The organism is Neisseria mucosa (assembly GCA_003028315.1).
In the GTDB taxonomy this organism is placed as follows: Bacteria; Pseudomonadota; Gammaproteobacteria; order Burkholderiales; family Neisseriaceae; genus Neisseria; species Neisseria mucosa.
This window is the reverse complement of sequence record CP028150.1, coordinates 1645125-1668793: the sequence shown is the minus strand read 5'-3', so window position 1 is coordinate 1668793 and position 23669 is coordinate 1645125. Positions and strand designations below refer to the sequence as shown.

Sequence of the window (23669 nt, the reverse complement as noted above, 5' to 3'; positions counted from 1 at the left end):
TCCTTATGAACAAAAAGACATTCAAAACGGTATTGAGTACCGTCGCCGCAGCCGTCGCGCTGTCCGCCTGTACCATGATCCCGAAATACGAACAACCGCAGGTTGAAGTTGCCGAAACCTTCAAATACGACACCTTCGACGACGGTATCCGCGCCGCCGACTTGGGCTGGCAGGACTTCTTTGCCGACCCGCGCCTGCACCGCCTTATCGACATCGCGTTGGAGCGCAATACCGACTTGCGCACCGCCGCATTGAACGCCGAAATCTACCGCAAACAATACATGATTGCCCGCAACGACCTGCTGCCGAGTATCAACGCCAGCGGTACCGGAACTCGGGTAGGCAGTTTGAGCGGCGGCGTTACCCGCAGCGAATACACCGTCGGTTTGGGCGCAGCAGCCTACGAGCTGGACCTTTTCGGACGCGTCCGCAGCAACAGCCAAGCCGCATTGCAAGGTTATTTCAGCGTAGCCGCGAACCGTGATGCCGCCCACCTTGCCCTGATTGCCGCCGTTGCCAAAGCCCATTTCAACGAACTGTACGCCCAAGAATCGATGGCATTGGCGCAGCGCGTGCTTAAAACCCGCGAAACCACTTACAAACTTTCCCAAATGCGCCACAAAGCAGGCGTGATTTCCGCTGTCGATTTGCGCCAACAGGAAGCCCTGATTGAATCCGCCAAAGCCGATTACGCGAACGCCGTCAAAAACCGCGAACAAGCCCGCAATGCCTTGGCGACCCTGATTAACCAACCCCTGCCGGAAGACCTGCCTGCCGCGCTGCCTTTGAGCAAACAGTTCAAAATCACCCGACTGCCTGCCGGCTTGAGTTCCGAAGTCCTGCTGAACCGTCCCGACATCCGCGCCGCAGAACACTCGCTCAAACAAGCCAATGCCAACATCGGCGCAGCGCGTGCCGCCTTCTTCCCCACCATCAGCCTGACCGGATCGGTCGGCACCGCGTCCGGCGAGTTGAGCGGCCTCTTCAAAAGCGGTACGGGCATCTGGTCGTTCGCTCCTTCCATTACCCTGCCGATTTTCAACTGGGGTACCAACAAAGCGAATCTCGACGTAGCCAAGCTGCGTAAAGAGGCGCAAATCGTCGCTTACGAAGCCGCCGTCCAAGCCGCCTTCCAAGACGTATCCAACGCATTGGTCGCACGCGAGCAACTCGACAAGAGCTACGCCGCGCTAAACAAACAAAGCCGCGCTTACAACGACTCCCTGCGCCTTATCAATCTGCGCTACAAACACGGCGTATCCAACGCCCTCGACCTGCTTGACGCAGAACGCAGCAGCTATGGAGCAGAAACCGCGTTGCTTGCCAACCAGCTTACCCGTCTGGAAAACCTTGCCGACCTCTATAAAGCACTCGGCGGCGGTTTGAAACGCGAAACCGTTAGCCAACCAGCCGCGCAGCAGTAAGTCTGTTTGAAATAAACGGCATCAAAACGTCGTCTGAAAACCGGCAATCGGGTTTCAGACGACGTTTTATATTTTGGCATGGATACAATATGGATGGATTGGGCTAGCAGGCAGGTATCTAAGAGTTTGAGCTTACGGCAATTCTAAAGTATGACTGACAATCTGAGGTCGGGATTCCTGCTTGCGCAGAATGACGATGATTAATTATTTCCTATTATGATTTACTATACAAAAAGGTCGTCTGAAAACTTCAGACGACCTTTGCTGTTTGATTACACGGTTAGCTGCCCATCAATTTCAAACGCTGACCCGGGGTAACGGTTCGGGTATTTTTATTCCAGCGGCGGATATCGTTGACATCTACGTTAAAGCGGTTGGCAATTGTATTGAGCGTATCGCCTCTGCGGACTGTATAAGAAACATTTTGAATGTTATTTTTACGGGTTTTGACCGGAGCCGCGCTAACGCGTAACAGCTGACCCTTGCGGATATTGCTGCCTTTGATGTTGTTGGCCACAATCAAATCGGCAACGCTTAAGTTGTAGCGTTTAGAGATATTGAACAAAGTATCTCCATCAGCTACGCGGTGCATACCTGCCATAGTTGTCGGCTGTGCAGGTGATTGATTATTTGCTCTTGCCAGTCGTGCTTCAGTACGGCTTTGATGCTTGGCAATATTTTCGGCAATGCGTTCGCTGCGCGCTTTGGTTGCGTCAACCTCTTGATGATGCGTGATATTTTGAGCAACAGTTGTTTGATCCTCTTCTGCTTTTTGCAGATGTGAATCAACATTGGCAAGCAATGCTATCATTTGGTCAGGTTCTTCGACTGCAGAAGGAGTGGAAGGGGTAGCTGATTTTGCCGATGCCACGACCTGAGGTTCTGTTAAGGTTAAGGCAGGTTGTGCAGGCTCGGCCGCCGCAATGACAGTTGTGTCCGTAGCAGGTTTGGCTTCCGTGGATTGTACGGTTTGAACGCGTTCTACACGGGGTTGGGCGGTTGTAACGGCATCGGCGGCGATAGGGGCAGTTGCAGCTTTGGTATTGGCAACAAAATCAAAGGTTGTTGGAGCAGGTTCTTGTGCAACCGTATTGGCAGGGGCGACGACTTTTTTGACTGTATCGGTTTTGAGTTCTGCCGTTTGAATCGGAGCCATTGTCGGCATATTCGAACGGTAGGTATCCGGAGTATTGTCAGTATCGATGAAATTAATCATATCCTGTTTGGTAGCAGTATCGGTTTGTGCAACCAAAATGGTACGTCCTTCAGACAGCGAATTGCCGTTTAAGCCGTTCAGTCGTTTGATTTCGGCAACGCTCATCCCGGTTTCTGTCGCAATCGTGTTTAGATTGGTATTGCGGGCCGAGGTATAAGCATTGAAAGAGAGCAGTGTCTCGGGGTTTGCATTGCGGTAATTTTTTTCGAATGCGGATACGGCGGAAACGGGCAGCAATAATTTGCGGTTGTTTTTCGGGATGAAGACAGGTGCGTTGAAGGCAGGGTTCAATGTCAGCAGCTCGCTCTCGCTGATATTGGCAAGGCGGGCGATGGTGCTGTTGTCGATGGGTTTGTCAATACTGACTGTTTGGAAATAAGGCTGATTAGTGATTTCGCTGATATTCATGCCGAAAGTTTGGGGGCTGGCGACGATATTGCGGACAGCCAGCAATTTTGGAACGTAATTGCGTGTCTCGTTCGGCATGCGCAGGTTTTCGTAAGTTGGTTCCAGGCCTTGTGCGCGGGCACGGTTGACGGCGCGGCCTACATTGCCTTCGCCCCAGTTGTATGCAGCCAAAGCCAAAGACCAGTCGTTAAATAGCCCGTGCAGATATTGCAGGTAGTTCAGCGCGGCGTCGGTCGCGGCATATACGTCGTGGCGGCCGTCATACAAAGGTGTTTTTTCCAAGCCGAAATGACGGCCGGTTGCCGGCATGAATTGCCACAGGCCGGATGCGCCGACGTGGGATTTGGCTTTGGTGACGAATGCGCTTTCAATGAAGGGGAGGAGTGCGATTTCGGCGGGCATATTGCGTTTTTTTACTTCGGTTGCAATATGGTACATATAAGGTTTGCTGCGCGTGATGGTGCGGTCGAAATAGGCACCGTTTGCGGCGAATTTGCTTTCGTGGCGGCGAACCAGCTCGGAATTGACTTCGCTCATGCGGAAGTCTTTTTTCAATGAAGCCCACAGGCTGCCGGAACCGAAAGTCTTGGCTTTGGCTTGGTCGAGAAGGGCAGAATTGAGCCGCATCATTGCCATACCTGTTTGGTTGGGAGTGGCGTTTTGTGCGGCGGCCGCGCCGGAAACGGCGGATAAACCGGACAGCGTCAGGGCGATGGTTTTCAGTTTTGCCATAGTAGTCAATTATCAATATATATTATTCAGTCTTGGCGATGTTACTGTCTGATTCATGTGAACGTCAAGGATATGAGGGTAATTTACATATGACCGGGGCTTAATGATAAAATTTGTCGCGAAAATACGGCGGTTTGCGTATATATGCCGTCAAAATCAGATTAAGCAAAAGAACATCCTATGATTTCCGAAAATTCCTCCCTGCTCGATTTCGACCGCGCCCATCTGCTCCATCCCTATACGTCCATGACCGATCCGTTGCCTGTTTATCCGGTGCGCCGTGCGGAGGGCGTGCATATCGAATTGGCGGACGGTACGCGGCTGATCGACGGGATGTCGTCTTGGTGGTGTGCGATACACGGCTACAATCATCCTGTTTTGAATCAGGCGGTTGAGGCGCAGATTAAACAAATGTCGCATGTGATGTTCGGCGGTTTGACGCACGAGCCGGCGGTGGAACTGGGCAAGTTGTTGGTCGGGATTTTGCCGCAGGGGCTGAACCGTATTTTTTATGCGGATTCGGGTTCGGTTTCGGTGGAAGTTGCGTTGAAAATGGCGGTGCAATACCAGCAGGCGCGGGGTTTGACCGCGAAGCAGAATATTGCGACGGTGCGGCGCGGGTATCACGGCGATACTTGGAACGCGATGTCCGTCTGCGATCCGGAAACGGGGATGCACCATATTTTCGGCAGCGCTCTGCCGCAGCGTTATTTTGTCGATAATCCGAAAAGCCGTTTCGATGATGAGTGGGACGAAGCGGATTTGCAGCCTGTCCGCGCCTTGTTTGAAGCGCATCATGGGGATATCGCCGCCTTTATTTTAGAGCCGGTCGTGCAGGGTGCGGGCGGCATGTATTTTTATCATCCGCAGTATCTTCGCGGATTGCGCGATTTGTGCGACGAATTTGATATCGTGTTGATTTTTGACGAAATCGCCACCGGATTCGGGCGCACGGGCAAGATGTTTGCCTGCGAACACGCGGAGGTCGTGCCGGATATTATGTGTATCGGCAAGGGCTTGAGCGGCGGCTATATGACGCTGGCGGCGGCAATCACTTCGCAAAAAGTCACCGAAACGATTTCGCGCGGCGAAGCGGGCGTGTTTATGCACGGCCCGACATTTATGGCGAACCCGCTGGCGTGTGCCGTTGCCTGCGCTTCGGTCAAGCTGCTTTTGTCCCAAGATTGGCAGGCAAATATCCGCCGCATCGAAAGCATCTTAAAAGGTCGTCTGAAAACCGCATGGGACATCCGCGGTGTGAAAGACGTGCGCGTTTTGGGTGCCATCGGCGTGCTCGAGCTGGAAAAAGGCGTGGATATGGCGCGTTTTCAAGCGGACTGCGTGGCGCAGGGCATTTGGGTGCGCCCATTCGGCAGGCTGGTGTACCTCATGCCGCCTTACATCATTTCAGACGACCTCTTGACCGAACTTGCTGACAAAACCGTACAAATCTTGAAGGAACACAACAAATGAAAGGCGTTTACTTCGTCAGCGGCATAGACACGGATATCGGCAAAACCGTCGCCACCGGCATGTTGGCAAAACAATTGTTGCAGCAGGGCAAAAGCGTGATCACGCAAAAGCCCGTGCAAACCGGTTGCCAAAACATCGCCGACGACATCGCCGTCCACCGCAACATCATGGGCATACCCATGCAGGAAGCCGACAAACAGCGGCTGACCATGCCCGAAATCTTCAGCTATCCCGCCTCGCCCCATCTCGCCGCCCGTCTGGACGGCAGGGCTTTGGACTTGAACAAAATCCGCGCCGCCACGCAGCAGCTGGCGGCACAATACGAAATCGTATTGGTCGAAGGCGCGGGCGGATTGATGGTTCCTCTGATGGAAAACCTGTTAACCATTGATTATATTCAGCAACAGGCTTATCCCGTCATTCTCGTTACCAGCGGGCGGCTCGGCAGCATCAACCATACCCTGCTCAGCTTCGCCACACTCAAGCAATACGGCATCAGCCTGCACAGCCTGATTTTCAACCACATCCACGACAGCCGCGACGAACACATCGCCCAAGACAGCTTGGCGTATCTAAAAGGTCGTCTGAAAACAGATTTTCCCGATGCGGAGTGGATGGAGTTAGATAAGGTGGAGACGGACGAAAGGTCGTCTGAAAACGATTAACACATGAAACACATCAATCTAAACCCCATGAATCTCCCTTTAAATTGGCAAGACAAACTTCCTGACGAGCTGCCGCAAGGCTGGAACGAACGCGCCGCCGCCTTGTGCCAAGCGCAATCGCTGACCGCCGCCTTACGCGCCTTGGGCGGCAGTTTTACGGTAAAAGTACTGTATATGGGTGAACTGGACGGGCTGGGTAATTCATCTGGCGAAAACCATGCCGAAACCGCCGCCCCGCAATTTGTCCGCGATGTTTTGCTGCGTTTGGACGGCGTTCCCGTCGTACAGGCGCGCAGCGCGTGCAGCCTGCAATCCCAAGCCTGGCGCGGCGTGTTGGATTGCGGCACGCAGCCTTTGGGCGAGCGGCTGTTTGACGGCACGCTGCCCCTGAAGCGTTCGGCGTTCGAGTTTTGTCTGATGGAAAACGCAGGCGGTCAGGATGATTTCAGACGACCTGTCGCCGCCCGCAGGTCTTATTTTGATTGGGATGGCGAGGTGTTGGAACTGACGGAATATTTTTTGCCGGGGTTGGCGCGGATTATGCGCTAAACGTCGCAGCAATATAAGGAAAGGTCGTCTGAAACGGTTTTCAGACGACCTTTTTAATCTATTACAGTTTCACCGAATGCTCGCGCGTTTCGTGGAACACAATATCCGGCCAGCGTTCTTGCGTGAGTCCCAAATTCACGCGGTTGGGGGCGAGGTAGGCGAGGTTGCCACCTGCGTCGATGGCGAGGTTGCCCGCATTGGCTTTTTCAAACTCTGCCAGCTTTTTCTTGTCGTCGCACGATACCCAGCGTGCCGACCAGATGGATGCGTTGTCGAACACGGCTTCTACGCCGTATTCGTTGGCGAGGCGCGAGGTAACGACTTCAAATTGCAGCACGCCGACTGCGCCCAAAATCAAATCCGCGCCGCTCATGGGTTTGAACACCTGCACCGCGCCTTCTTCGCCGAGCTGTTGCAAACCTTTTTGCAGTTGCTTGATTTTCAGCGGGTTTTTGATGCGGACGCTGCGGAACAGTTCGGGCGCGAAGAAGGGGATGCCGGTGAACGCCAGTTGTTCGCCTTCGGAAAAGCTGTCGCCGATTTGGATGTTGCCGTGGTTCGGGATGCCGATGATGTCGCCTGCGTAGGCTTCTTCCACCAGCTCGCGGTCGTGCGACATGAACGTTACCACGCTGGACGCGGCGATTTCGCGGTTGATGCGCAGGTGTTTCATCTTCATGCCGCGCTCGAATTTGCCGGAGCAGACGCGCAAGAAGGCGATGCGGTCGCGGTGTTTCGGATCCATATTGGCTTGGATTTTAAAGATAAATCCAGAAAATTTCGGCTCGTCAGGCTCGACCATGCGTATGGTCGCGTCGCGCGGTTTCGGTGCGGGCGCCCAGTCAATCAATGAATTGAGGATTTCCTGAATACCGAAGTTGTTAATCGCCGAGCCGAAGAACACGGGCGTGAGTTCGCCGGCGAGAAATTCGTCGAGATTAAACTCGTTGGAAGCAGCCTGCACCAATTCGATTTCGTCGCGTAACTGCTGAATTTCCAGCGGAAAGCGTTGTTCCAATTCGGGATTATTGATGCCTTTGATGATGTCGAACTCGTGCGGCAGACGTTCGCCGCCGGCTTCAAAGAGATAGATTTCGTCGTTCAGGATGTGGTACACGCCCTTGAAGTTTTTGCCCATGCCGATTGGCCAAGTGACGGGCGCGCAGCGGATTTTTAAAATATTTTCCACTTCGTCCAGCAATTCCAAAGAATCGCGCACTTCGCGGTCGTATTTGTTCATGAACGTCACAATCGGCGTATTACGCAGGCGGCAGACGTTCAAGAGTTTGATGGTTTGCGCTTCCACGCCTTTTGCCGCGTCGATGACCATTAATGCGCTGTCCACGGCGGTTAAAACGCGGTAGGTGTCCTCGGAGAAGTCTTGGTGTCCCGGCGTGTCCAAGAGGTTGACGGTGTGGTCTTTGTAGTCGAACTGCATCACGCTTGATGCCACGGAAATGCCGCGCTGCTTCTCGATTTCCATCCAGTCAGAGGTGGCGAATTTGCCGGTTTTCTTGCCTTTTACCGTACCCGCGCTCTGAATCGCGCCTGAAAACAACAACAGTTTTTCGGTCAGCGTGGTTTTACCCGCGTCGGGGTGGGAGATGATGGCAAACGTGCGGCGGCGGCGCACTTGGTCAAGGATTTCTTGGGACATGGGCTTTCTTTGCAAAAAGGTTCAGGCCGCTTTTCCGACGGCCTGAGGAATGGTTAAGATGGCGGGGATTGTACAAAAAAACATTAATCGGTTCAATGATTAGGGGATAAAAAAGGTCGTCTGAAAACTTTTCAGACGACCTTCTCTTGGATCGGCATCTTGTTTATTCGGTAATTTCTTCGACTATGGGGCTGTAAGTAGCACCGTCAAAGGTGGGCATGGGTGGGGGCAGCAGGTTGTTGAGGGTTAGGGCGGCGGGGTTCAGGGTAGGGTAGCCGCTAAAGGTTACGGTGTAGCCGCCGTTGGCAGTGCTGTGGATTTTGGCATGTGCACCCAAGGGGAAGGTGCTTTTATTGGTAATGTGTCCGAAGGGGAAGCCTGTCAGGACGGGGACTTTGGCGGTGCGTGAGACGTGGTTGACGACAGCGGAGAAGTCGTAGCTTGAGTCGTATACGTCGCGGATGGTGCCCATGCGGAAGTCGCCGAAGATGATGGCGCGTTGTTTTTGCAGGATGCCTGCAAGATAAAGCGTGTTCAACATGCGTTCGATGCGGTAGGGTTGTTCGCTGACGTCTTCGACGAACAGGATGCCGCCTTGGATGTCGGGCATATAGGGCGAGCCTGCGAGGGAGGCGAGAACGCTGAGGTTGCCGCCCCATAAGGTACCTTCGACGTTGACGTTGGCGCGTTGGATGGCGGGAACGTCGATAATGTTGACGTTGTTGGTGGTGCCGCGGATGAACGAATCCATGGTGAAGACACTGGGTTCGGGTTTGCCGAATTCGCTGTAAACCATAGGGCCGGCGAAGCTTGCCATATTGCCTTTGGCGAGCAGGGCGAGTTGGACGGCGCAAACGTCGCTGAAGCCGAAGAACAAGGTGCCGCGTTCGCGCATTCTGGCGCCGAGTGAAGCGAAGTCGATTTGCGGCAGGATGCGTGCCGCGCCGTAGCCGCCGCGCAAGCCCATGAGGACTTTGGGTGTTTCAACGCGGCCGGTGGCGACCTCTTGGAAGTCGGCGGCACGTTGGGCGTCGGAGCCAGCGAAGCGTTGATAGCGTCGGCTGCCTGCTTGTTGGTTGGTCACAGTAAAACCTGCGTTATAGAGGCGGGTCAAGCCTGCGTTGACGCGGTTGGGGTCTTCGGCAAAGCCGGAAGGGGCGACGACGCGGAGGAGGTTGTCGCCGGAGCGTGGGGGATGGCTGGTTTTGGGCTGCACGGGTTGGGCTTTCGCTGTGTTGCCGGTTTGAGTGGACGGGGTAACGGTCGTGCCGGTGCCGCAGGCTTGCAGCAGTCCGGCTCCGGCTGCGGCGGAGCAGGCGCGGAGGAAATGGCGGCGGGAGGTTTGCCAGGTCATATGGTTTCCTTTGCTTGGGTTTCAGACGACCTTTTCGGCAGGGGTCGTCTGAAAATCGGTTGATATGCGGTATCCGATACGCCTATTGAGGTCGTCTGAACGTTACGCCAGCAGGGCTTTGACTTGTTCCGTCCAGTGGTCCGGCAGGGTCATGCCGTGTTCGCGGACGGGGGCTGCCCAAATCGGGGCGGGAAAGTTGGCATCGTTTTCGAAGCGGGCGATGACGTGCCAATGCAGATGGGGGACGACGTTGCCCAGGCTGGCAAGGTTGATTTTGGCGGGACGGAACACTTGGCGCATGGCGGCTTCGACTTTATACACCATTTCCATGATTTCGGCGCGTTCGGCGGCTGAAAGGTCGGTCATCTCGGCGATGTGGTCGTTCCAGATGACGCGGCAGAATGCCGGGGCTGAGGCTTCGTTGTGGACGGCGATAACGCGCAGGTTTGGGGTTTGCAGCAAAATGTCTTCGTTGTCGGCAGTGCAGATGGGGCAGGTCATGGGGTTTTCTCGTTTGGATATGAGGGGACAGGTTGTCGGAAATGAGAAAGGTCGTCTGAAAACTTAATCCATCGTTTTCAGACGACCTTCGATGATTTTATTTTCCGCGCATCAGCTCGAAGAAATCGTCGTTGTTTTTGGAATCTTTGAGTTTGCCCACCAAAAATTCGGTGGCCTCGATTTCGTCCATCGGATGCAAGAATTTGCGTAAGAGCCACATGCGCTGCAACTGGTCGTTCGGTACCAGCAGCTCTTCGCGGCGCGTGCCGGATTTGTTGATGTTGATGGCGGGGAACAGGCGTTTTTCCGCCATGCGGCGGTCGAGGTGCAGCTCCATATTGCCTGTGCCTTTAAATTCTTCATAAATCACATCATCCATGCGACTGCCGGTTTCTACCAAAGCGGTCGCAATAATGGTGAGCGAGCCACCTTCTTCAACGTTGCGCGCCGCGCCGAAGAAGCGTTTGGGGCGGTGGAGGGCATTGGCATCTACGCCGCCGGTGAGGATTTTGCCGGAGGTCGGCACGACGGTGTTATAGGCGCGGGCGAGGCGGGTAATCGAGTCAAGCAGGATGACCACGTCTTTTTTGTGTTCCACCATACGCTTGGCTTTTTCAATCACCATTTCGGCCACTTGAACATGGCGCTGCGCCGGTTCGTCGAAGGTAGAAGACACGACTTCGCCGCGTACGGAACGGCTCATTTCGGTAACCTCTTCGGGGCGTTCGTCAATCAAAAGGACGATGAGTTCGACGTCGGGATAATTGGCGGTAATCGCGTGGGCGATGTTTTGCAGCATCACGGTCTTACCGGTTTTCGGCGGCGCAACCAAAAGGGCGCGTTGTCCGCGGCCGATGGGGGAAACTAAATCAATGGCGCGGCCGGTAAGGTTTTCTTCGGCTTTAATGTCGCGCTCGAGTTTGAATTGCTTGGTGGGGAAAAGCGGGGTGAGGTTTTCGAAGAGGATTTTGTGCTTGCAGACTTCGGGATGATCGCCGTTGATGCTGTCGAGACGGACGAGGGCGAAATAGCGTTCGTTGTCTTTGGGTACGCGTACGCTGCCTTCGATGGTGTCGCCCGTATGCAGGTTGAAGCGGCGAATTTGCGTGGGTGAGACGTAGATGTCGTCGGGACCCGCGAGGTAGGAAGTGTCTGCGCTGCGTAAAAAGCCGAAGCCGTCGGGCAGGATTTCGAGCGTGCCGGAGCAGGTGAAGCTTTCGCCCTGCTTCATCATTTGGCGGACGATGGCGAATACGAGGTCTTGTTTGCGGAAACGGTTGGCGTTTTCAATGCCGTGTTCTTCTGCCATTTCCAAGAGTTTGGAAATGTGTAGGGTTTGTAGTTCTGAAACGTGCATGATTTTTGACAGTTGTATTGGAAAAGAATGGGATTCGGAAGACAGAGGTCGTCTGAAAAGAATGGTGTACGGAATGTACGGTGATTTTTGAGAAACCTGAATTGTAGGCAGTCGGAGGGCGGGTGTCAAATTTAGGTGGGGCAAGGTTTGTATGGCATAGGTTTTGTTGCATGGCTGGTAACATCGAATTGAAAAAGTCGTCTGAAATAGGTTTCAGACGACTTTGAGAAGAAATAACCATCTTCTACTGAAAGATTAGTATTTGTTCAGACGACCTTGGGGGAAAATACTGCGATAGGCGGTGTATATGCCGATCATTGCTACAGGGTAGAGAACCAGGTAAGTAATCAATAAGAAGATGAAGAACAAAATAAGGAAAGGGCCGGAGAGCGCGGTTGATTGCTGTATTGATGCTTCTGTTGCAAATGCGGAAATCATGACTATCATAAATATGAACCAAAACGCGATACCGATACCCAGCCAAATTAAGCCGTATACCAGCAGGGCTGGGATATTGCGGCGGCAGGCATTGAAGCTGGCCTTAATGGCGGCAACAGGGTTCATATCCTCCAACATGACAAAGGCGGGAGCCAGCCAAAACATCATGGAGTAAATGGCGATAATAACCAACAGGATAATAAATAAAATCGGAAAGGCCGGCATAAAGTCTGCCCTTAAGAAATTTCCGTTGGCGAATATGCTGAAAGGAATAACAACGGCCAAAGCTAAAAGCAGGCATACGACGATACTCAGCAGTAAAAGAATCAGGAATGCTCCGCTTTTTTTAATCGAAAATCCGGCAAACAGAGAGCCGAAGTTGAAATTCTTACCTTGCGCGGTTTGGGCTGCAAGCAGCACGATACCGCCGAGGAAACAAAAGCCCACCCAATAGAAAAACAGATTGAAGAGCAATTCTCGGATTATTATGGTTGAGGTGAAATCATTGAAATCAGCGGGCGGGCTTTCAATGCCTAGCAAACCGAATAGAAAACCTACAAAGAGCGGAATAAGGCTGACTAAAATAATTGCGCCCATCCATTTGAATTTGTTTTTACTGAAAATACGCCATGAGTCGGTAAACCAGCTTACTCCTTCGCCTGCGCGTAGACGTTTGGGTTCGTTGACGGAGTTTTGGGGGGTGATAGGGTGCTGGGAAGGTTGCAGTGTTTCCATAAAAATAATTTCCAAGTTTACAGATGAGAAAGGCTATCATTATATCATAAGCGTATATGGTTATTTGTTGAGAGTTTGACAAAAGGTCGTCTGAAAATTTTTCAGACGACCTTTGTGTTTGGCATGAGGCAGTTTATAGCGTACCAAGATAAATTGCAGATGGGTTATTGGGCGATATGTTTCGAAATCTATCGGCAGACGGTTTTCTGTTTTGGGAAGGATACGCTTAAAGAAACGATGGCAGCTTGCTGTCTGTCAGCTGAACCAAAAGCGGAAAACCAAATAAAAAACCAATGCCAACACGCCAGCCCAGACGACCAGCATAAATCCTGCAACGGCCTGCCCTAATCGGTAAACGGGATTTTTACGTTCGTCTTCGGGCAGGGAAGGTTGGGTGTTTTTAGGTTCGGTCATGTTGTCGGCTCCCGTCGGTAATCGGATAAAGGCGTAAGGTTACGCCGTGGCGGGGAAAGATTCAAGTTTGCTGCATTTTTACAGTGAGACCTTTGCAAAAATAGTCTGTTAACAAAATTTGACGCATAAAAATGTGCTAAAAAATTTTCAATTGGCTAAAACCTTTCTGATATTGAGAAAAAAGTAGAAGAAATCAGGGAGGTTCTTCATTTTAAAAATGGTATTGAGCATAAAATTTTAATAACTCATGTTATTGCAAAGGTCTCACAGTGGGATTTCTTTAAGAAGCCTGTTGCCGTCATGGCGGGCTGTTCCGCTATAATCCTTGTTTTCCGAATAAGAGAGGGGGATATGAAAATCCGTACCAAAATCTGCGGTATCACCCGCCCCGAGGATGCCCTTGCCGCCGCCGAAGCGGGCGCGGATGCCGTCGGGCTGGTGTTTTACGCAAAAAGCAAACGCGCGGTAACGTCGGCGCAGGCGAAGGAAATCGTGGCGGTGCTGCCGCCCTTTGTGTCGGCGGTTGCTTTATTTGTTAATGAAACGGCGGAAAATATCCGCGAAATTTTGCGCCAAGTGCCGATAGACGTGATTCAGTTTCACGGCGATGAAGACGATGACTTCTGCCGCCAATTTGACCGTCCGTATCTCAAAGCCGTGCGCGTGCAGTCTGCCGCCGATATTCAGACGGCCTGCGCCAAGTTTCCCAACGCGCGCGCGCTGTTGTTCGACGCTTACCATCCGACCGAATACGGCGGTACGGGGCAGAGTTTCGATTGGACGCTGTTGCGCGGCAATATCGGCAAACCGTGGATTTTGGCGGGTGGGTTGACGCCCGAAAACGTCGCCGATGCGGTGAAAACTAGCGGCGCGGCGGCGGTGGATGTGTCCGGCGGCGTGGAAAGCTCGGCAGGGATTAAAGACAAGAAAAAAATAGCGGCGTTTGTGGCGGCTGCAAAGGTCGTCTGAAAACTGAAAATCTGATTTTCAGACGGCCTTCGTTGATAAAGGAATGAGATGGAACGTTATTCTGTACATTTGAAACTGCTGGGGATGGCGGTGTTGTGGGGTGCGTCTTGGCCGATGGGGCGGATGTTGGGGCAGTCGCTGCCGCCGCTGACGGGAGGGGCGGTTCGGTTTGTGTTGGCTTCGGTTTTGTTGTTGGGTTGGCTGTTTGCACGCAGCAGGTTTGCGACTTTGGCGGCTTTGTCGGCGCGGCAATGGCTGGGCTTGACGGCAGCCGCTTCCGTCGGGGTATGCGGCTATGCGGTGTTTTTCATGCTGGGTTTGCAGGCGATGCCGGCGGGTAAGGCGGCGGTGGTGGTGGCGGTGAATCCCGTGCTGACGCTGCTGCTGGCGGCTTGGCTTTTCGGCGAACGTTTAAATGCGAAGATTTTGGTGGGTATGCTGCTGGCGGTTTGTGGTGCGATAACGGCGGTAACGCAAGGACAGCCGTTGACGGTATTGTCGGGCGGCATCAAGGCGGGGGAGTGGCTGATTTTCGGCTGCGTGGTCTGCTGGGCGGCTTATACCTTAATCGGACGTGCGGTCTTGCGCGGGATAGACGCGCTGACGGTAACGGCGGCAACGTCGTTCATCGGCGCGCTGATGTTGTCGGTGGTGGCGTTGTGGACGGACGGACTGCCGTTTGATGCAATGGCGGCGATGGATGCACGCGGTTGGACGGCATTGGCGTGGCTGGTCATCGGCGCGACGGTATTGGCCTACGCGTGGTATTTCGAAGGCGTGAAGACTTTGGGTGCAGGCAGCGCGGCGGCTTATATTACGCTCGTGCCGATTTTCGGTATGCTGTCTTCGGCGTGGGTTTTGGGCGAACCGCTGCATATTTCGCTGGTTGCGGGCTGCGCGGCGGCAGTCGGCGGCATGACGCTGATGCGGTACGGGCAGAAGGTCGTCTGAAAAGGCGGCAACCGGCTGCTTTGTGTTCAATATTTTTTATTAAGGAAATCATGATGTCTGCCCCGCTTGAAATCGAAACTCACCCTTTTCCTGCCTTGCTGCCGCCGCAGGCGACGGTAATGATGATGGGGACGTTTCCGCCCAAGGAAGACAAACGCGCGATGCAGTTTCATTATCCGAATTTCCAAAACGATATGTGGCGCGTCTACGGGCTGGTGTTTTTTAATGATGCGGCGCATTTCCAAAGGTCGTCTGAAAAAGCGTTTGATGAGGAGAAAATCAAGGCGTTTTTGCGCGAACGGGGGATTGCGTCCTGCCCGACCGTGTTGAAGGCGGTGCGGGAACACGGCAATGCGTCCGACAAGTTTTTGCAAGTGGTCGAAACCGTCGATTTGGCGGCGGTGTTGGCGCAGATGCCCGACTGCCGACATATCTACACTACCGGCGGCAAGGCGACGGAAGTCCTGCTCGATATTCAGGGCGGCGGTATCAAAATGCCGAAAACGGGCGAAACCGTGCCGTTTCCGTTTGCCGGACGGGATTTGACCCTAACCCGCCTGCCGTCCACTTCGCGCGCTTATCCTTTGAGTTTGGCGAAAAAGGCGGCGGCGTATCGGGCATTTTTCGAAATGGCGGGCTTGGTGTAAGATTGACTGAAAACAGATTGGAAAGAACGGAGGGTATGTATGTTTATGACATCGGGTCTGTTGTTGTGTCTGTTATGGTGTGCAGTAGATATAGTCGCCGTCAATCGAGGATTCGGATTAAACACGAAACAAGGAGCCCATAACCGCACCAATTTTATGGCAGAACTAAATTCACGAGGAGGACGCGTAAAATCTGAAACCCAAACTGATATTGAAGGCATTACCCGAATTAAATATGAGATTCCTACACTAGACAGGACAGGTAAACCTGATGGTGGATTTAAGGAAATTTCAAGTATAAAAACTGTTTATGATCCTAAAAAATTTTCTGATGATAAAATACTTCAAATGGCTCAAAAAGCTGCTTCACAAGGATATTCAAAAGCCTCTAAAATTGCTCAAAATGAAAGAACTAAATCAATATCGGAAAGAAAAAATGTCATTCAATTCTCAGAAACCTTTGACGGAATCAAATTTAGATCATATTTTGATGTAAATACAGGAAGAATTACAAACATTCACCTAGAATAATTTAAAGAAAAAATTATGAAAAATAATATTTTTCTAAACTTAAAGAAAAAATCTATAAATAACAACCATTTTGTTATTTCGATTTTTTTTGAAACAATTTACCAATTTGAAACTAAAGATACGCTTTTAGAGTGTTTTAAAAATATTACAACTACCGGACATTTTGGAGTAATAGGTGCTCAATATGAAAAAATAGATGCTACCAGATGGATTGGAGATTATGAAGAGGTAAATGGATTTGAGTATATTGATAAAGCTCCTTCTATTTATTTTTCAGTTGGAGATGATTTCAATCCTGAAGAATTAATTATACCTATTAATTTAGCATATCATTACTTTAATATTGCAATATCTGATTTCTTAATAGCTCACCCTGAATATCAAAAAAAGTGTAAAGAAATACAAAAAACATATTCTCAAACAAACTGTAGCCTGCATGAAACCTAAAATCCATGCGTAAGGTGTGTGCTTCAGCACGCACGCGTTCCATGATTTACGGCTCAATGCCGTCTGAAAAGCTCACAATTTTTCAGACGGCATTTGTTATGCAAGTAAATATAGCCAAAAACCTTAACTTCCTCCATACTATCCACCATGACCTACTCAACAGACTTCCGCCAACTGGCCTTAAGCAAAATCAAACAAGGCCAATCTATCTACAAAGTTGCCAAAGAAATGGGCAATAGTGGATTAACTTTAAACCAGTACGGCATTGCCTCGCCTTGGCTCAAAGAGAACGATTCTCTAAGGTGCTGAAGCACCAAGTGAATCGGTTCCGTACTATCTGTACTGTCTGCGGCTTCGTCGCCTTGTCCTGATTTAAATTTAATCCACTATAACGGCGAAATAAGCGCAAAGGTCGTCTGAAAATAGCTTAGAAAACAGGGAGAATATGTATGTTTATGATATCGGGTCTGTTGTTGTGTCTGTTATGGTGTGCAGTTGATATCGTTGCCGTCAATCGAGGATTCGGATTAAACACAAAACAAAGCATTATCGCCGGTATGAGCCTGTTTGCAGTTCAAATGATCGGGGCATTGTGTGTGGGTGTGGCGGTTGCTCTGATTGCCGAACCGATTGTCCGCCATTTTTTCGGGAACAGTGAGGCTACCATTGGCATCAGTCTTTTGACGGGTTATGCGTCCGTACCGGTTTCTACTTATCTGGTGGGGTTGTGGTGGCTGAAACAATATCAGCTTCCGAGGATGGAAAAGCCTGATCGTTTGTTTGTCAAAACGGTTGCAGCCGCTCTGCCTTTGGTGCAGTTATTTTGTTTGTTGTTTCGCTGTCTAACGGTTGATAAACGTTATACAGGGAGTGAAAAGGTCGTCTGAAAACCTTAAATCTGGGTTTTCAGACGACCTTTTGTCCTGATGGGGCTGTCTTTATTTGTTGGCGTTCAGATAAAGGTTGATCAGGCGGGTGGTGGAGCTGTCGTGTTTTTGTACGCCGGTTTCGCCGGTCAGCTCGGCGAGGATGGTTTTGGCGAGCTGTTTGCCGAGTTCGACGCCCCATTGGTCGAAGCTGTTGATGCCCCAAATGATGCCTTGGACGAAGGTTTTGTGTTCGTACATGGCGATCAGGCTGCCCATGTTGCGGGGGTTGATTTTGTCCATGAGGATGAGGTTGGTCGGGCGGTTGCCTGAGAAGGTTTTGTGCGGAACCAGCTCTTCAATGCGCTCTGCTTCCATGCCTTGGGCTTTGAGTTCGGCGCGGACTTCGTCGGGGGTTTTGCCGCGCATGAAGGCTTCGGCTTGGGCGAAGACGTTGGCGAGTAGGATTTCGTGGTGGCCGCGCAGGTTGCTGCGTTTTTCAAGCGAGGCGATGAGGTCGATCGGGGTGATGTGGGTACCTTGGTGCAGCAGTTGGAAGAAGGCGTGCTGACCGTTGATGCCGGTTTCGCCCCAAATAATCGGGGAGGTTTCGTAGCCGACTGCTTTGCCGTCGAGGGTAACTTGTTTGCCGTTGCTCTCCATGTCGAGCTGCTGGATGAATTTGGGCAGGCGGTGGAGGTGTTGGTCGTAGGGGGCAATGACGTGGCTGCCGCCGCCGTAGTAGTTGATGTACCAGATGCCGATGAGGGCGAGGATGACGGGCATGTTGCGCTCAAGCGGGGTGTTGATGAAGTGTTGGTCCATCAGGTGCGCGCCGTTGAGCATTTCGATGAAGTTTTCTTCGCCCAAATAGAGCATGATGGGCAGGCCGATGGCTGACCAGAGGCTGTATCGTCCGCCGACCCAGTCCCAAAATTCGAACATGTTGGCGGTGTCGATGCCGAATTCGGCAACGGCTTTTTGGTTGGTGGAGACGGCGACGAAGTGTTTGGCGACGGCGGCTTCGTCGCCTGCATGGTCAAGGAACCATTTGCGCGCGGTCAGGGCGTTGGTGAGGGTTTCTTGGGTGGTGAAGGTTTTGGAGGCGATGATGAAGAGGGTGGTCTCGGGGTGGACTTTGGACAATACGTCGCGCAGTTGGGAGCCGTCCACGTTGGAGACGAAGTGCATGTTGAGGCGGGGGTGTCCGAAGGGTTTGAGCGCGGTACACATCATCAGCGGGCCGAGGTCGGAGCCGCCGATGCCGATGTTGACGATGTCGGTGATGACTTGGTTGGTATAGCCCAGCCAGTTGCCGCTGCGGACTTCGTGTGCGAATTCGCCCATGCGTTGGAGGACGTGGTTGACTTTGGGCATGACGTCTTCGCCGTTAACGACGATGGGGGAGTTGGTGCGGTTGCGTAGGGCGACGTGGAGGACGGCGCGGTTTTCGGTGGTGTTGATTTTTTCGCCGCGGAACATCTGCTGCATGCGTTCGGGTACGCCGGCTTCACGGGCAAGCTCGAACAACAGTGCCATGGTTTCGTCGTTGATGCGGTTTTTGGAGTAATCCAGCGTCAGTCCGCCGACTTGCAGCCAGTAGCGTTCGGCACGCTGCGGATCTTGATCGAACATTTCGCGCATGTGTTGTTCTTTGGTTTCGTCAAAATGTATCCATAATTTTGACCAAGCCGGTAAGTCGTGAAGGTGTTTCATCGGATGCTCCTGAGGTTGGACGGTTTTGTGGGAAAACGGCCGCGAGGTCGTCTGAAACGGGAACGGGTGGGTTTCCGTTTTTAGGGTTGGGTGTGAATGCGGGGTCTGCCGTTATTTGGGTTGGGTATCAACATTGAGGGAAAACGGCGGCACTGATTTTTTGGCCGGTATTTTCAGACGACCTTGGAATATGTCGGGTCGTCTGAAAATGTATAGTGGCTTAACTTTAAACCAGTACGGCGTTGCCTCGCCTTGTCGTACTATCTGTACTGTCTGCGGCTTCGTCGCCTTGTCCTGATTTAAATTTAATCCACTATATTGTTTAGTCTTTATCGTAATCGATGTGTTTGTTGTGTATGCTTTTTTTGCTTTTTTGCAGTTGCAGGCTGGCGGCATCGCCCAGGCGCAGGGCGAGTCCGATGGCGAGGATGTCGATGACGGCGAGTTGCAGCAGGCGGGACACCATGGGGGTGTAGAGTTCGGCGTTTTCCTGCGTGGCGATACTCAATACACAGTCGGCAAGCTGTGCCAGCGGGGAGTCGTTGCGGGTCAGGGCGATGACGGACGCGCCGTTTTCTTTGGCGATGCTGACGGCGTCTAAAAGCTCGATGGACGAGCCGGTGTTGGAAATGGCGACGACGACGTCTTGGTCGGACAGGACGGAGGCTGCCATCAGTTGGGTGTGGGTATCGACGTAGGCGACGGTGGAAATGCCGAAGCGGAAGAATTTGTGTTGCGCGTCTTGGGCGACGATACCGGAATTGCCGACGCCGTAGAACTCGACACGGCGGGCGTGCATCAGGGTGGCGATGGCGTTTTCCAGTTCGGATTCTTTCAGGAAGCGGCGTTCGCCCAAAATGGAGGCGGCGGCGTTGCCCAATACTTTTTCGACAACGATGCTCATGTCGTCGTCGGCGTTGAGCTCTTCATGGACGTAGGGCATACCTTCGTGGCCTATGCTGGCGGACAGGGCGAGTTTGAACTCGGGCAGTCCTTTGTAGCCCAGGCTGCGGCAAAAACGGATGACGGTCGGCTGGCTGACGGATGCGCGCTCGGCGATTTCGGCGACGGCGGCATGGACAAACCATTTGGGTTCCGCCAAGGCGCATTCGGCGACTTTGCGTTCTGCGCCCGACAGGTTTGACAGTGATTCGCTGATTTTGCTTAACATAAATATGCCCTTCGGTGTGTGCCGCCCCTTGTCGGGGCGGCTTGTGTGATTAAACGTTTTTCAAGTGGTTGTCGAGTGCCGCCGCTGCGCCGGTGATGCCCGGGAATTCGCTTAAGACGACATAGACGGGAATCGCGGCGAGATAGGCTTCGAAACGGCCTTTGTTTTCAAAGCGGCTGCGGAAAGGTGAGGTTTTAAAATATTCCAAAACGCGGGGGATGATGCCGCCGCACAAATATACGCCGCCGCGCGCGCCCAGCGTCAGGGCGAGGTTGGAGGCGACCGTGCCGAGCATGGCGCAGAAGATGTCCAAAGTCTGACGGCAGAGCGGGGACGTGCCGCTTAAGGCTTTTTCGGTGATTTCGGACGGTTTGAGGCGGTAGTTTTTCAGTTTGTCGCGTTTGGCGAGTGCTTCGTAAATCAGGCTCAAACCTGCGCCGCTGAGGAAGCGTTCGGCGGAGACATGGCCGTATTTGTTTTTCGCATACTGCCAAATCAAAACTTCCATGTCGTCAAACGGCGGAAAGCTGGAATGGCCGCCTTCGCCGGCAAGCGCGACCCAGCCTGCGGGGCTGTGCACCAGTCCGCTCACGCCCAAACCGGTTCCCGGCCCGATGACGGCTTTGGGGGCGAATTCGATGGGTTTATGCCCGCCTACCTGCATCAGGTCTTTGCTTGAAGTCTGCGTTACCGCCAATGCCTGCGCGGTAAAGTCGTTCAAGAGGATGAGGGTGTCCAGCTCCAATGCCTGACGGGTGGTTTCGATGGAAAACGCCCAATGGTGGTTGGTCATTTGCACCCAGTCGCCCAAAATCGGGTTGGCGATGGCGAAGGCGGCGTGCCGGACTTCGGCTCCGCCTGCCTGTTCCAAATAGGCTTTGGCGGCATCGACGATGGTGTCGTAGTCTTTGCACGGCAAGACTTGGGCTTTTTCAATCTGCTGCGGGGCGGTTTCGAGCGCGAAGCGGGCGTTGGTGCCGCCAATGTCAGCGACCAGGCGCGGATAGTTTTTGCCGACGGGTTGTTGAATATCAGTTTGAGTAGAAGACATGGCAGTTTACTCCTTGATGGTTCAATACCAGGCTGGTCGGATATTCCAAATCGGCGCGCGCGGCGGCTTTGTCGAACACGGCTTTTTTCTCCGCACCCTGAATCGCCAAAAAGACGTTTTCCGTTTTGGCGATGGCGCCCAAGGTCATGCTGACGCGCTCGTGCGGCGCGGTAACGGGCGTGGTGTGGATAAGGGTCGGGTCGTCTGATTCGTTGATGGCTGCCTTCAGCTGCGGCGCTTGCGGGAAAAGGGAGGCGGTATGTCCGTCGCCGCCCATGCCCAAAATCAGTACGTCAGGTTGTTTGTAATGTTTCAGCGCGTAGGCAACGACGCTGTCGGGTTGTAATTCAGTTTCAGTTTTACCCGCTTCGACAACGGGAATCCAGGTCGCTGCGGCGGCTTTGTTTTGCAGCAGGTATTCGTGTGCCAAGGCGGTATTGCTGTCGGCGTGGGTCGTCGGCACGATGCGCTCGTCAACCAAAGTAATGCCGACTTTTTGCCAGTCCAAATCTTTTTGCGACAGGGCTTGGAAGAAGGGAATCGGCGAGCGGCCGCCGGAAACTGCCAACACTGCGCTGCCTTTGTTATCCAGCGCGTTTTGCAGCGCGGCGGCGACTGCGTCTGCCAAAGCCTCTGAAGCGGCTGCTGCGTTTTCGTATTTATGCCAAACGAACATAAAAGTGTCCTTTCTCTGTTTTCAGACGACCCTTTTGTTAAAAAGGAGGCAGGAGGTCGTCTGAAAGGCAGTGTTTGTGAGCGGGAAAGTAAGTGAGAGCCTGTATTGTCGATGGCAGCGCGAATGTCGGCGGAAACGCCTAATCTGCCGCCTTATGGTTTTCAGACGACCTTTTTGAACCGTGAACGCTTCAAGCAAAGGTCGTCTGAAAAGGCTTTACTGGTCTTCGTGCCACTTGTGTCCGTCGCGCGCCAAGAGTTCGCGGGCGGCTTCCGGCCCCCATGAATGCGCGTCGTAGCCATGCGGCGGGGTGGTGTTGCTTGCCCAGTTTTCCAAAATCGGCATCACATATTCCCAAGCGGCTTCGAGTTCGTCGCGGCGGTTGAAGAGGGCGAGCTTGCCGTTGATGACGTCCAGCAGCAGGCGTTCGTAAGCTTCGGCGCGGCGGCCTTCGAGGACTTTTTCCAAGTCGGCTGCCAGCGGCACGATTTCGACTTTGTTGCCTGCGCCCGGCGCTTTCATCTGCGTATAGAGGCGTACGGATTCGGTCGGCTGCAATTCGATAACCAAACGGTTTGGCGCGGCTTGGCTGTTTTCAAAAATATGGTTTTGCAGCGGACGGAAGTTCAATACGATTTCCGCCACTTTGCCCGCCATGCGTTTGCCGGTACGCAGATAGAAGGGAACGCCTTTCCAGCGGTCGTTTTCGATTTCGGCTTTGATGGCGACGTAGGTTTCGGTGAAGCTGTCTTGCGGAACGTTGATTTCTTGCAGATAGCCGTTCATGCCTTTGGCGGCGGTGTATTGTCCGCGCACGACGTTTTCGTTGACGGATTCGATGGTCAGCGGTTTCAAGGACTTGATGACTTTGACTTTTTCATCGCGCACTGCGTCGGCATCCAAGCTGGCGGGTGCTTCCATCGCAGTCATGCACAGCATTTGCATCAGGTGGTTTTGCACCATGTCGCGCAGCGCGCCGGTAATGTCGTAGAACTCGCCGCGCTCTTCCACACCGAGTTGTTCGGCGATGGTCAGTTGTACGCTTTCGATGTATTTGTTGTTCCACAACGGCTCGAACATCACGTTGGCAAAACGCAGCGCCAGCAGGTTTTGCAGGCTTTCTTTGCCTAAGTAGTGGTCGATGCGGTAGATTTGGCTTTCTTTGAAGTAGCGGGCGACATCGGTATTGATTTGTTGGGAAGAGGCGAGGTCGGTACCCAGCGGTTTTTCCAAAACGACACGCGCGTTGTCGGCGTTCAGTCCGACTTTGGCAAGGTTTTCGCAGGCTTGCGCGAAGAATTTCGGCGCGGTGGAAAGATAGATGATGACGTTGTCGGTCTCTTTGCGGGCTTTGACTTTTTCGCCCAAAGCGGCAAAATCGGCTTCTTGGGTAACGTCGACTTTCAAATATTCGATGCGTTTGACGAACGATGCCCAAGCGTCGTCTGAAAAGTTTTGTTTGACATGGATTTTGGAGTTGGTTTCCACTTTTGCCAAAAAGCCCGCCGTATCCAAATCGCTGCGGCTGACACCTAAAATACGACCCTGAGGATTGAGCAACCCTGCAACGTGCGCCTGATACAGACAAGGCAGCAGCTTACGCATTGCCAAATCGCCGGTCGCGCCGAACAACACCAAATCAAAATTTGTTTGTGTACTCATCGTTTTATCTCTCGTTGAGGAAGGCCTTGTGCCGGCGCCGCCGGATGCCGTGAAAGACG

General features: G+C 52.8%; 21 protein-coding genes and 3 pseudogenes. 12 read left to right on the top strand and 12 right to left on the bottom strand.

All coding sequences use genetic code 11. From position 1 onward, the window contains the following. Window positions 1-5: 5 nt before the first annotated feature. Complete coding sequence (locus tag NM96_08365) at window positions 6-1424, top strand: multidrug transporter (GenBank protein ID AVR79343.1); 1419 nt, start codon at window positions 6-8, stop codon at window positions 1422-1424. A gap of 280 nt (window positions 1425-1704) precedes the next feature. Here NM96_08365 and NM96_08360 read toward each other — a convergent pair whose 3' ends face one another. Next, on the bottom strand, window positions 1705-3780 hold the full coding sequence (locus NM96_08360; protein AVR79342.1) for a lytic transglycosylase: 2076 nt from the start codon (window positions 3778-3780) through the stop codon (window positions 1705-1707). Between the two features lie 180 nt (window positions 3781-3960). On the opposite strand from NM96_08360, the gene NM96_08355 reads away from it, so the two are divergent. The 3 genes from NM96_08355 to NM96_08345 are packed head-to-tail and all read left to right on the top strand — an operon-like array spanning window position 3961 to window position 6467. After that, a complete protein-coding gene (locus tag NM96_08355) occupies window positions 3961-5253 on the top strand; it encodes an adenosylmethionine--8-amino-7-oxononanoate transaminase (protein ID AVR79341.1) in 1293 nt (430 codons plus the stop codon). Then, window positions 5250-5918, top strand: a complete 669-nt coding sequence (locus NM96_08350; protein AVR79340.1) for a dethiobiotin synthase — start codon at window positions 5250-5252, stop codon at window positions 5916-5918. Before NM96_08355 ends, NM96_08350 begins: the two co-directional genes overlap by 4 nt. Window positions 5919-5921: 3 nt before the next feature. Beyond that, on the top strand, window positions 5922-6467 hold the full coding sequence (locus NM96_08345; GenBank protein AVR79339.1) for a chorismate lyase: 546 nt from the start codon (window positions 5922-5924) through the stop codon (window positions 6465-6467). A 61-nt stretch (window positions 6468-6528) separates the two neighbouring features. Here NM96_08345 and NM96_08340 read toward each other — a convergent pair whose 3' ends face one another. The 5 genes from NM96_08340 to NM96_08320 all read right to left on the bottom strand — a co-directional run bounded on the left by NM96_08340 (window position 6529) and on the right by NM96_08320 (window position 12509). Continuing rightward, window positions 6529-8124, bottom strand: a complete 1596-nt coding sequence (locus tag NM96_08340; protein AVR79338.1) for a peptide chain release factor 3 — start codon at window positions 8122-8124, stop codon at window positions 6529-6531. Window positions 8125-8287: 163 nt separating this feature from the next. Next, on the bottom strand, window positions 8288-9478 hold the full coding sequence (locus tag NM96_08335; protein ID AVR79337.1) for an LD-carboxypeptidase: 1191 nt from the start codon (window positions 9476-9478) through the stop codon (window positions 8288-8290). Between the two features lie 102 nt (window positions 9479-9580). Beyond that, on the bottom strand, window positions 9581-9979 hold the full coding sequence (locus NM96_08330; GenBank protein AVR79336.1) for an HIT domain-containing protein: 399 nt from the start codon (window positions 9977-9979) through the stop codon (window positions 9581-9583). Window positions 9980-10076: 97 nt separating this feature from the next. Further along, entirely contained in the window at window positions 10077-11336 is a 1260-nt protein-coding gene (gene rho / locus NM96_08325) for a transcription termination factor Rho (protein AVR79335.1), read from the bottom strand. A gap of 255 nt (window positions 11337-11591) precedes the next feature. Next, the gene (locus tag NM96_08320; GenBank protein ID AVR79334.1) at window positions 11592-12509 is read right to left on the bottom strand and encodes a hypothetical protein; all 918 of its coding nucleotides are present in this window, start codon (window positions 12507-12509) and stop codon (window positions 11592-11594) included. Window positions 12510-13274: 765 nt separating this feature from the next. Between NM96_08320 and NM96_08315 the strand changes: the two genes are divergently transcribed. The 8 genes and pseudogenes from NM96_08315 (at window position 13275) to NM96_08280 (ending at window position 17355) form a co-directional block, all read left to right on the top strand. Then, on the top strand, window positions 13275-13892 hold the full coding sequence (locus NM96_08315; GenBank protein ID AVR79333.1) for a phosphoribosylanthranilate isomerase: 618 nt from the start codon (window positions 13275-13277) through the stop codon (window positions 13890-13892). A 48-nt stretch (window positions 13893-13940) separates the two neighbouring features. After that, complete coding sequence (locus tag NM96_08310; protein AVR79332.1) at window positions 13941-14843, top strand: EamA/RhaT family transporter; 903 nt, start codon at window positions 13941-13943, stop codon at window positions 14841-14843. A 53-nt stretch (window positions 14844-14896) separates the two neighbouring features. After that, window positions 14897-15490: a DNA glycosylase gene (locus NM96_08305; GenBank protein AVR79331.1), complete on the top strand. Its 594-nt coding sequence runs from the start codon at window positions 14897-14899 to the stop codon at window positions 15488-15490. Window positions 15491-15619: 129 nt separating this feature from the next. Then, a pseudogene (locus NM96_08300) lies at window positions 15620-16021 on the top strand (hypothetical protein). A 15-nt stretch (window positions 16022-16036) separates the two neighbouring features. Beyond that, window positions 16037-16468: a hypothetical protein gene (locus NM96_08295; protein ID AVR79330.1), complete on the top strand. Its 432-nt coding sequence runs from the start codon at window positions 16037-16039 to the stop codon at window positions 16466-16468. 5 nt (window positions 16469-16473) lie between these two features. Further along, a pseudogene (locus NM96_08290) lies at window positions 16474-16581 on the top strand (hemagglutinin). 152 nt (window positions 16582-16733) lie between these two features. Continuing rightward, window positions 16734-16841: pseudogene (locus NM96_08285) on the top strand (IS5/IS1182 family transposase). A 76-nt stretch (window positions 16842-16917) separates the two neighbouring features. After that, window positions 16918-17355 (top strand): hypothetical protein, encoded by a 438-nt coding sequence (locus tag NM96_08280; GenBank protein ID AVR79329.1) that lies wholly within the window; start codon window positions 16918-16920, stop codon window positions 17353-17355. A gap of 51 nt (window positions 17356-17406) precedes the next feature. Here the strand turns inward: NM96_08280 and NM96_08275 are convergent, their stop codons facing one another. From NM96_08275 to zwf, 6 genes are all read right to left on the bottom strand, one after another. Further along, window positions 17407-19050, bottom strand: a complete 1644-nt coding sequence (locus NM96_08275) for a glucose-6-phosphate isomerase (GenBank protein ID AVR79328.1) — start codon at window positions 19048-19050, stop codon at window positions 17407-17409. 111 nt (window positions 19051-19161) lie between these two features. Next, window positions 19162-19446: a transposase gene (locus NM96_08270; protein ID AVR79327.1), complete on the bottom strand. Its 285-nt coding sequence runs from the start codon at window positions 19444-19446 to the stop codon at window positions 19162-19164. Beyond that, a complete protein-coding gene (locus tag NM96_08265) occupies window positions 19373-20221 on the bottom strand; it encodes an SIS domain-containing protein (GenBank protein ID AVR79326.1) in 849 nt (282 codons plus the stop codon). Before NM96_08265 ends, NM96_08270 begins: the two co-directional genes overlap by 74 nt. 49 nt (window positions 20222-20270) lie before the next feature. Beyond that, entirely contained in the window at window positions 20271-21272 is a 1002-nt protein-coding gene (locus tag NM96_08260; protein AVR79325.1) for a glucokinase, read from the bottom strand. Next, on the bottom strand, window positions 21253-21948 hold the full coding sequence (gene pgl / locus NM96_08255) for a 6-phosphogluconolactonase (GenBank protein AVR79324.1): 696 nt from the start codon (window positions 21946-21948) through the stop codon (window positions 21253-21255). Before pgl ends, NM96_08260 begins: the two co-directional genes overlap by 20 nt. A 216-nt stretch (window positions 21949-22164) precedes the next feature. Beyond that, window positions 22165-23610 (bottom strand): glucose-6-phosphate dehydrogenase, encoded by a 1446-nt coding sequence (gene zwf, locus NM96_08250; protein AVR79323.1) that lies wholly within the window; start codon window positions 23608-23610, stop codon window positions 22165-22167. Window positions 23611-23669: the final 59 nt, after the last annotated feature.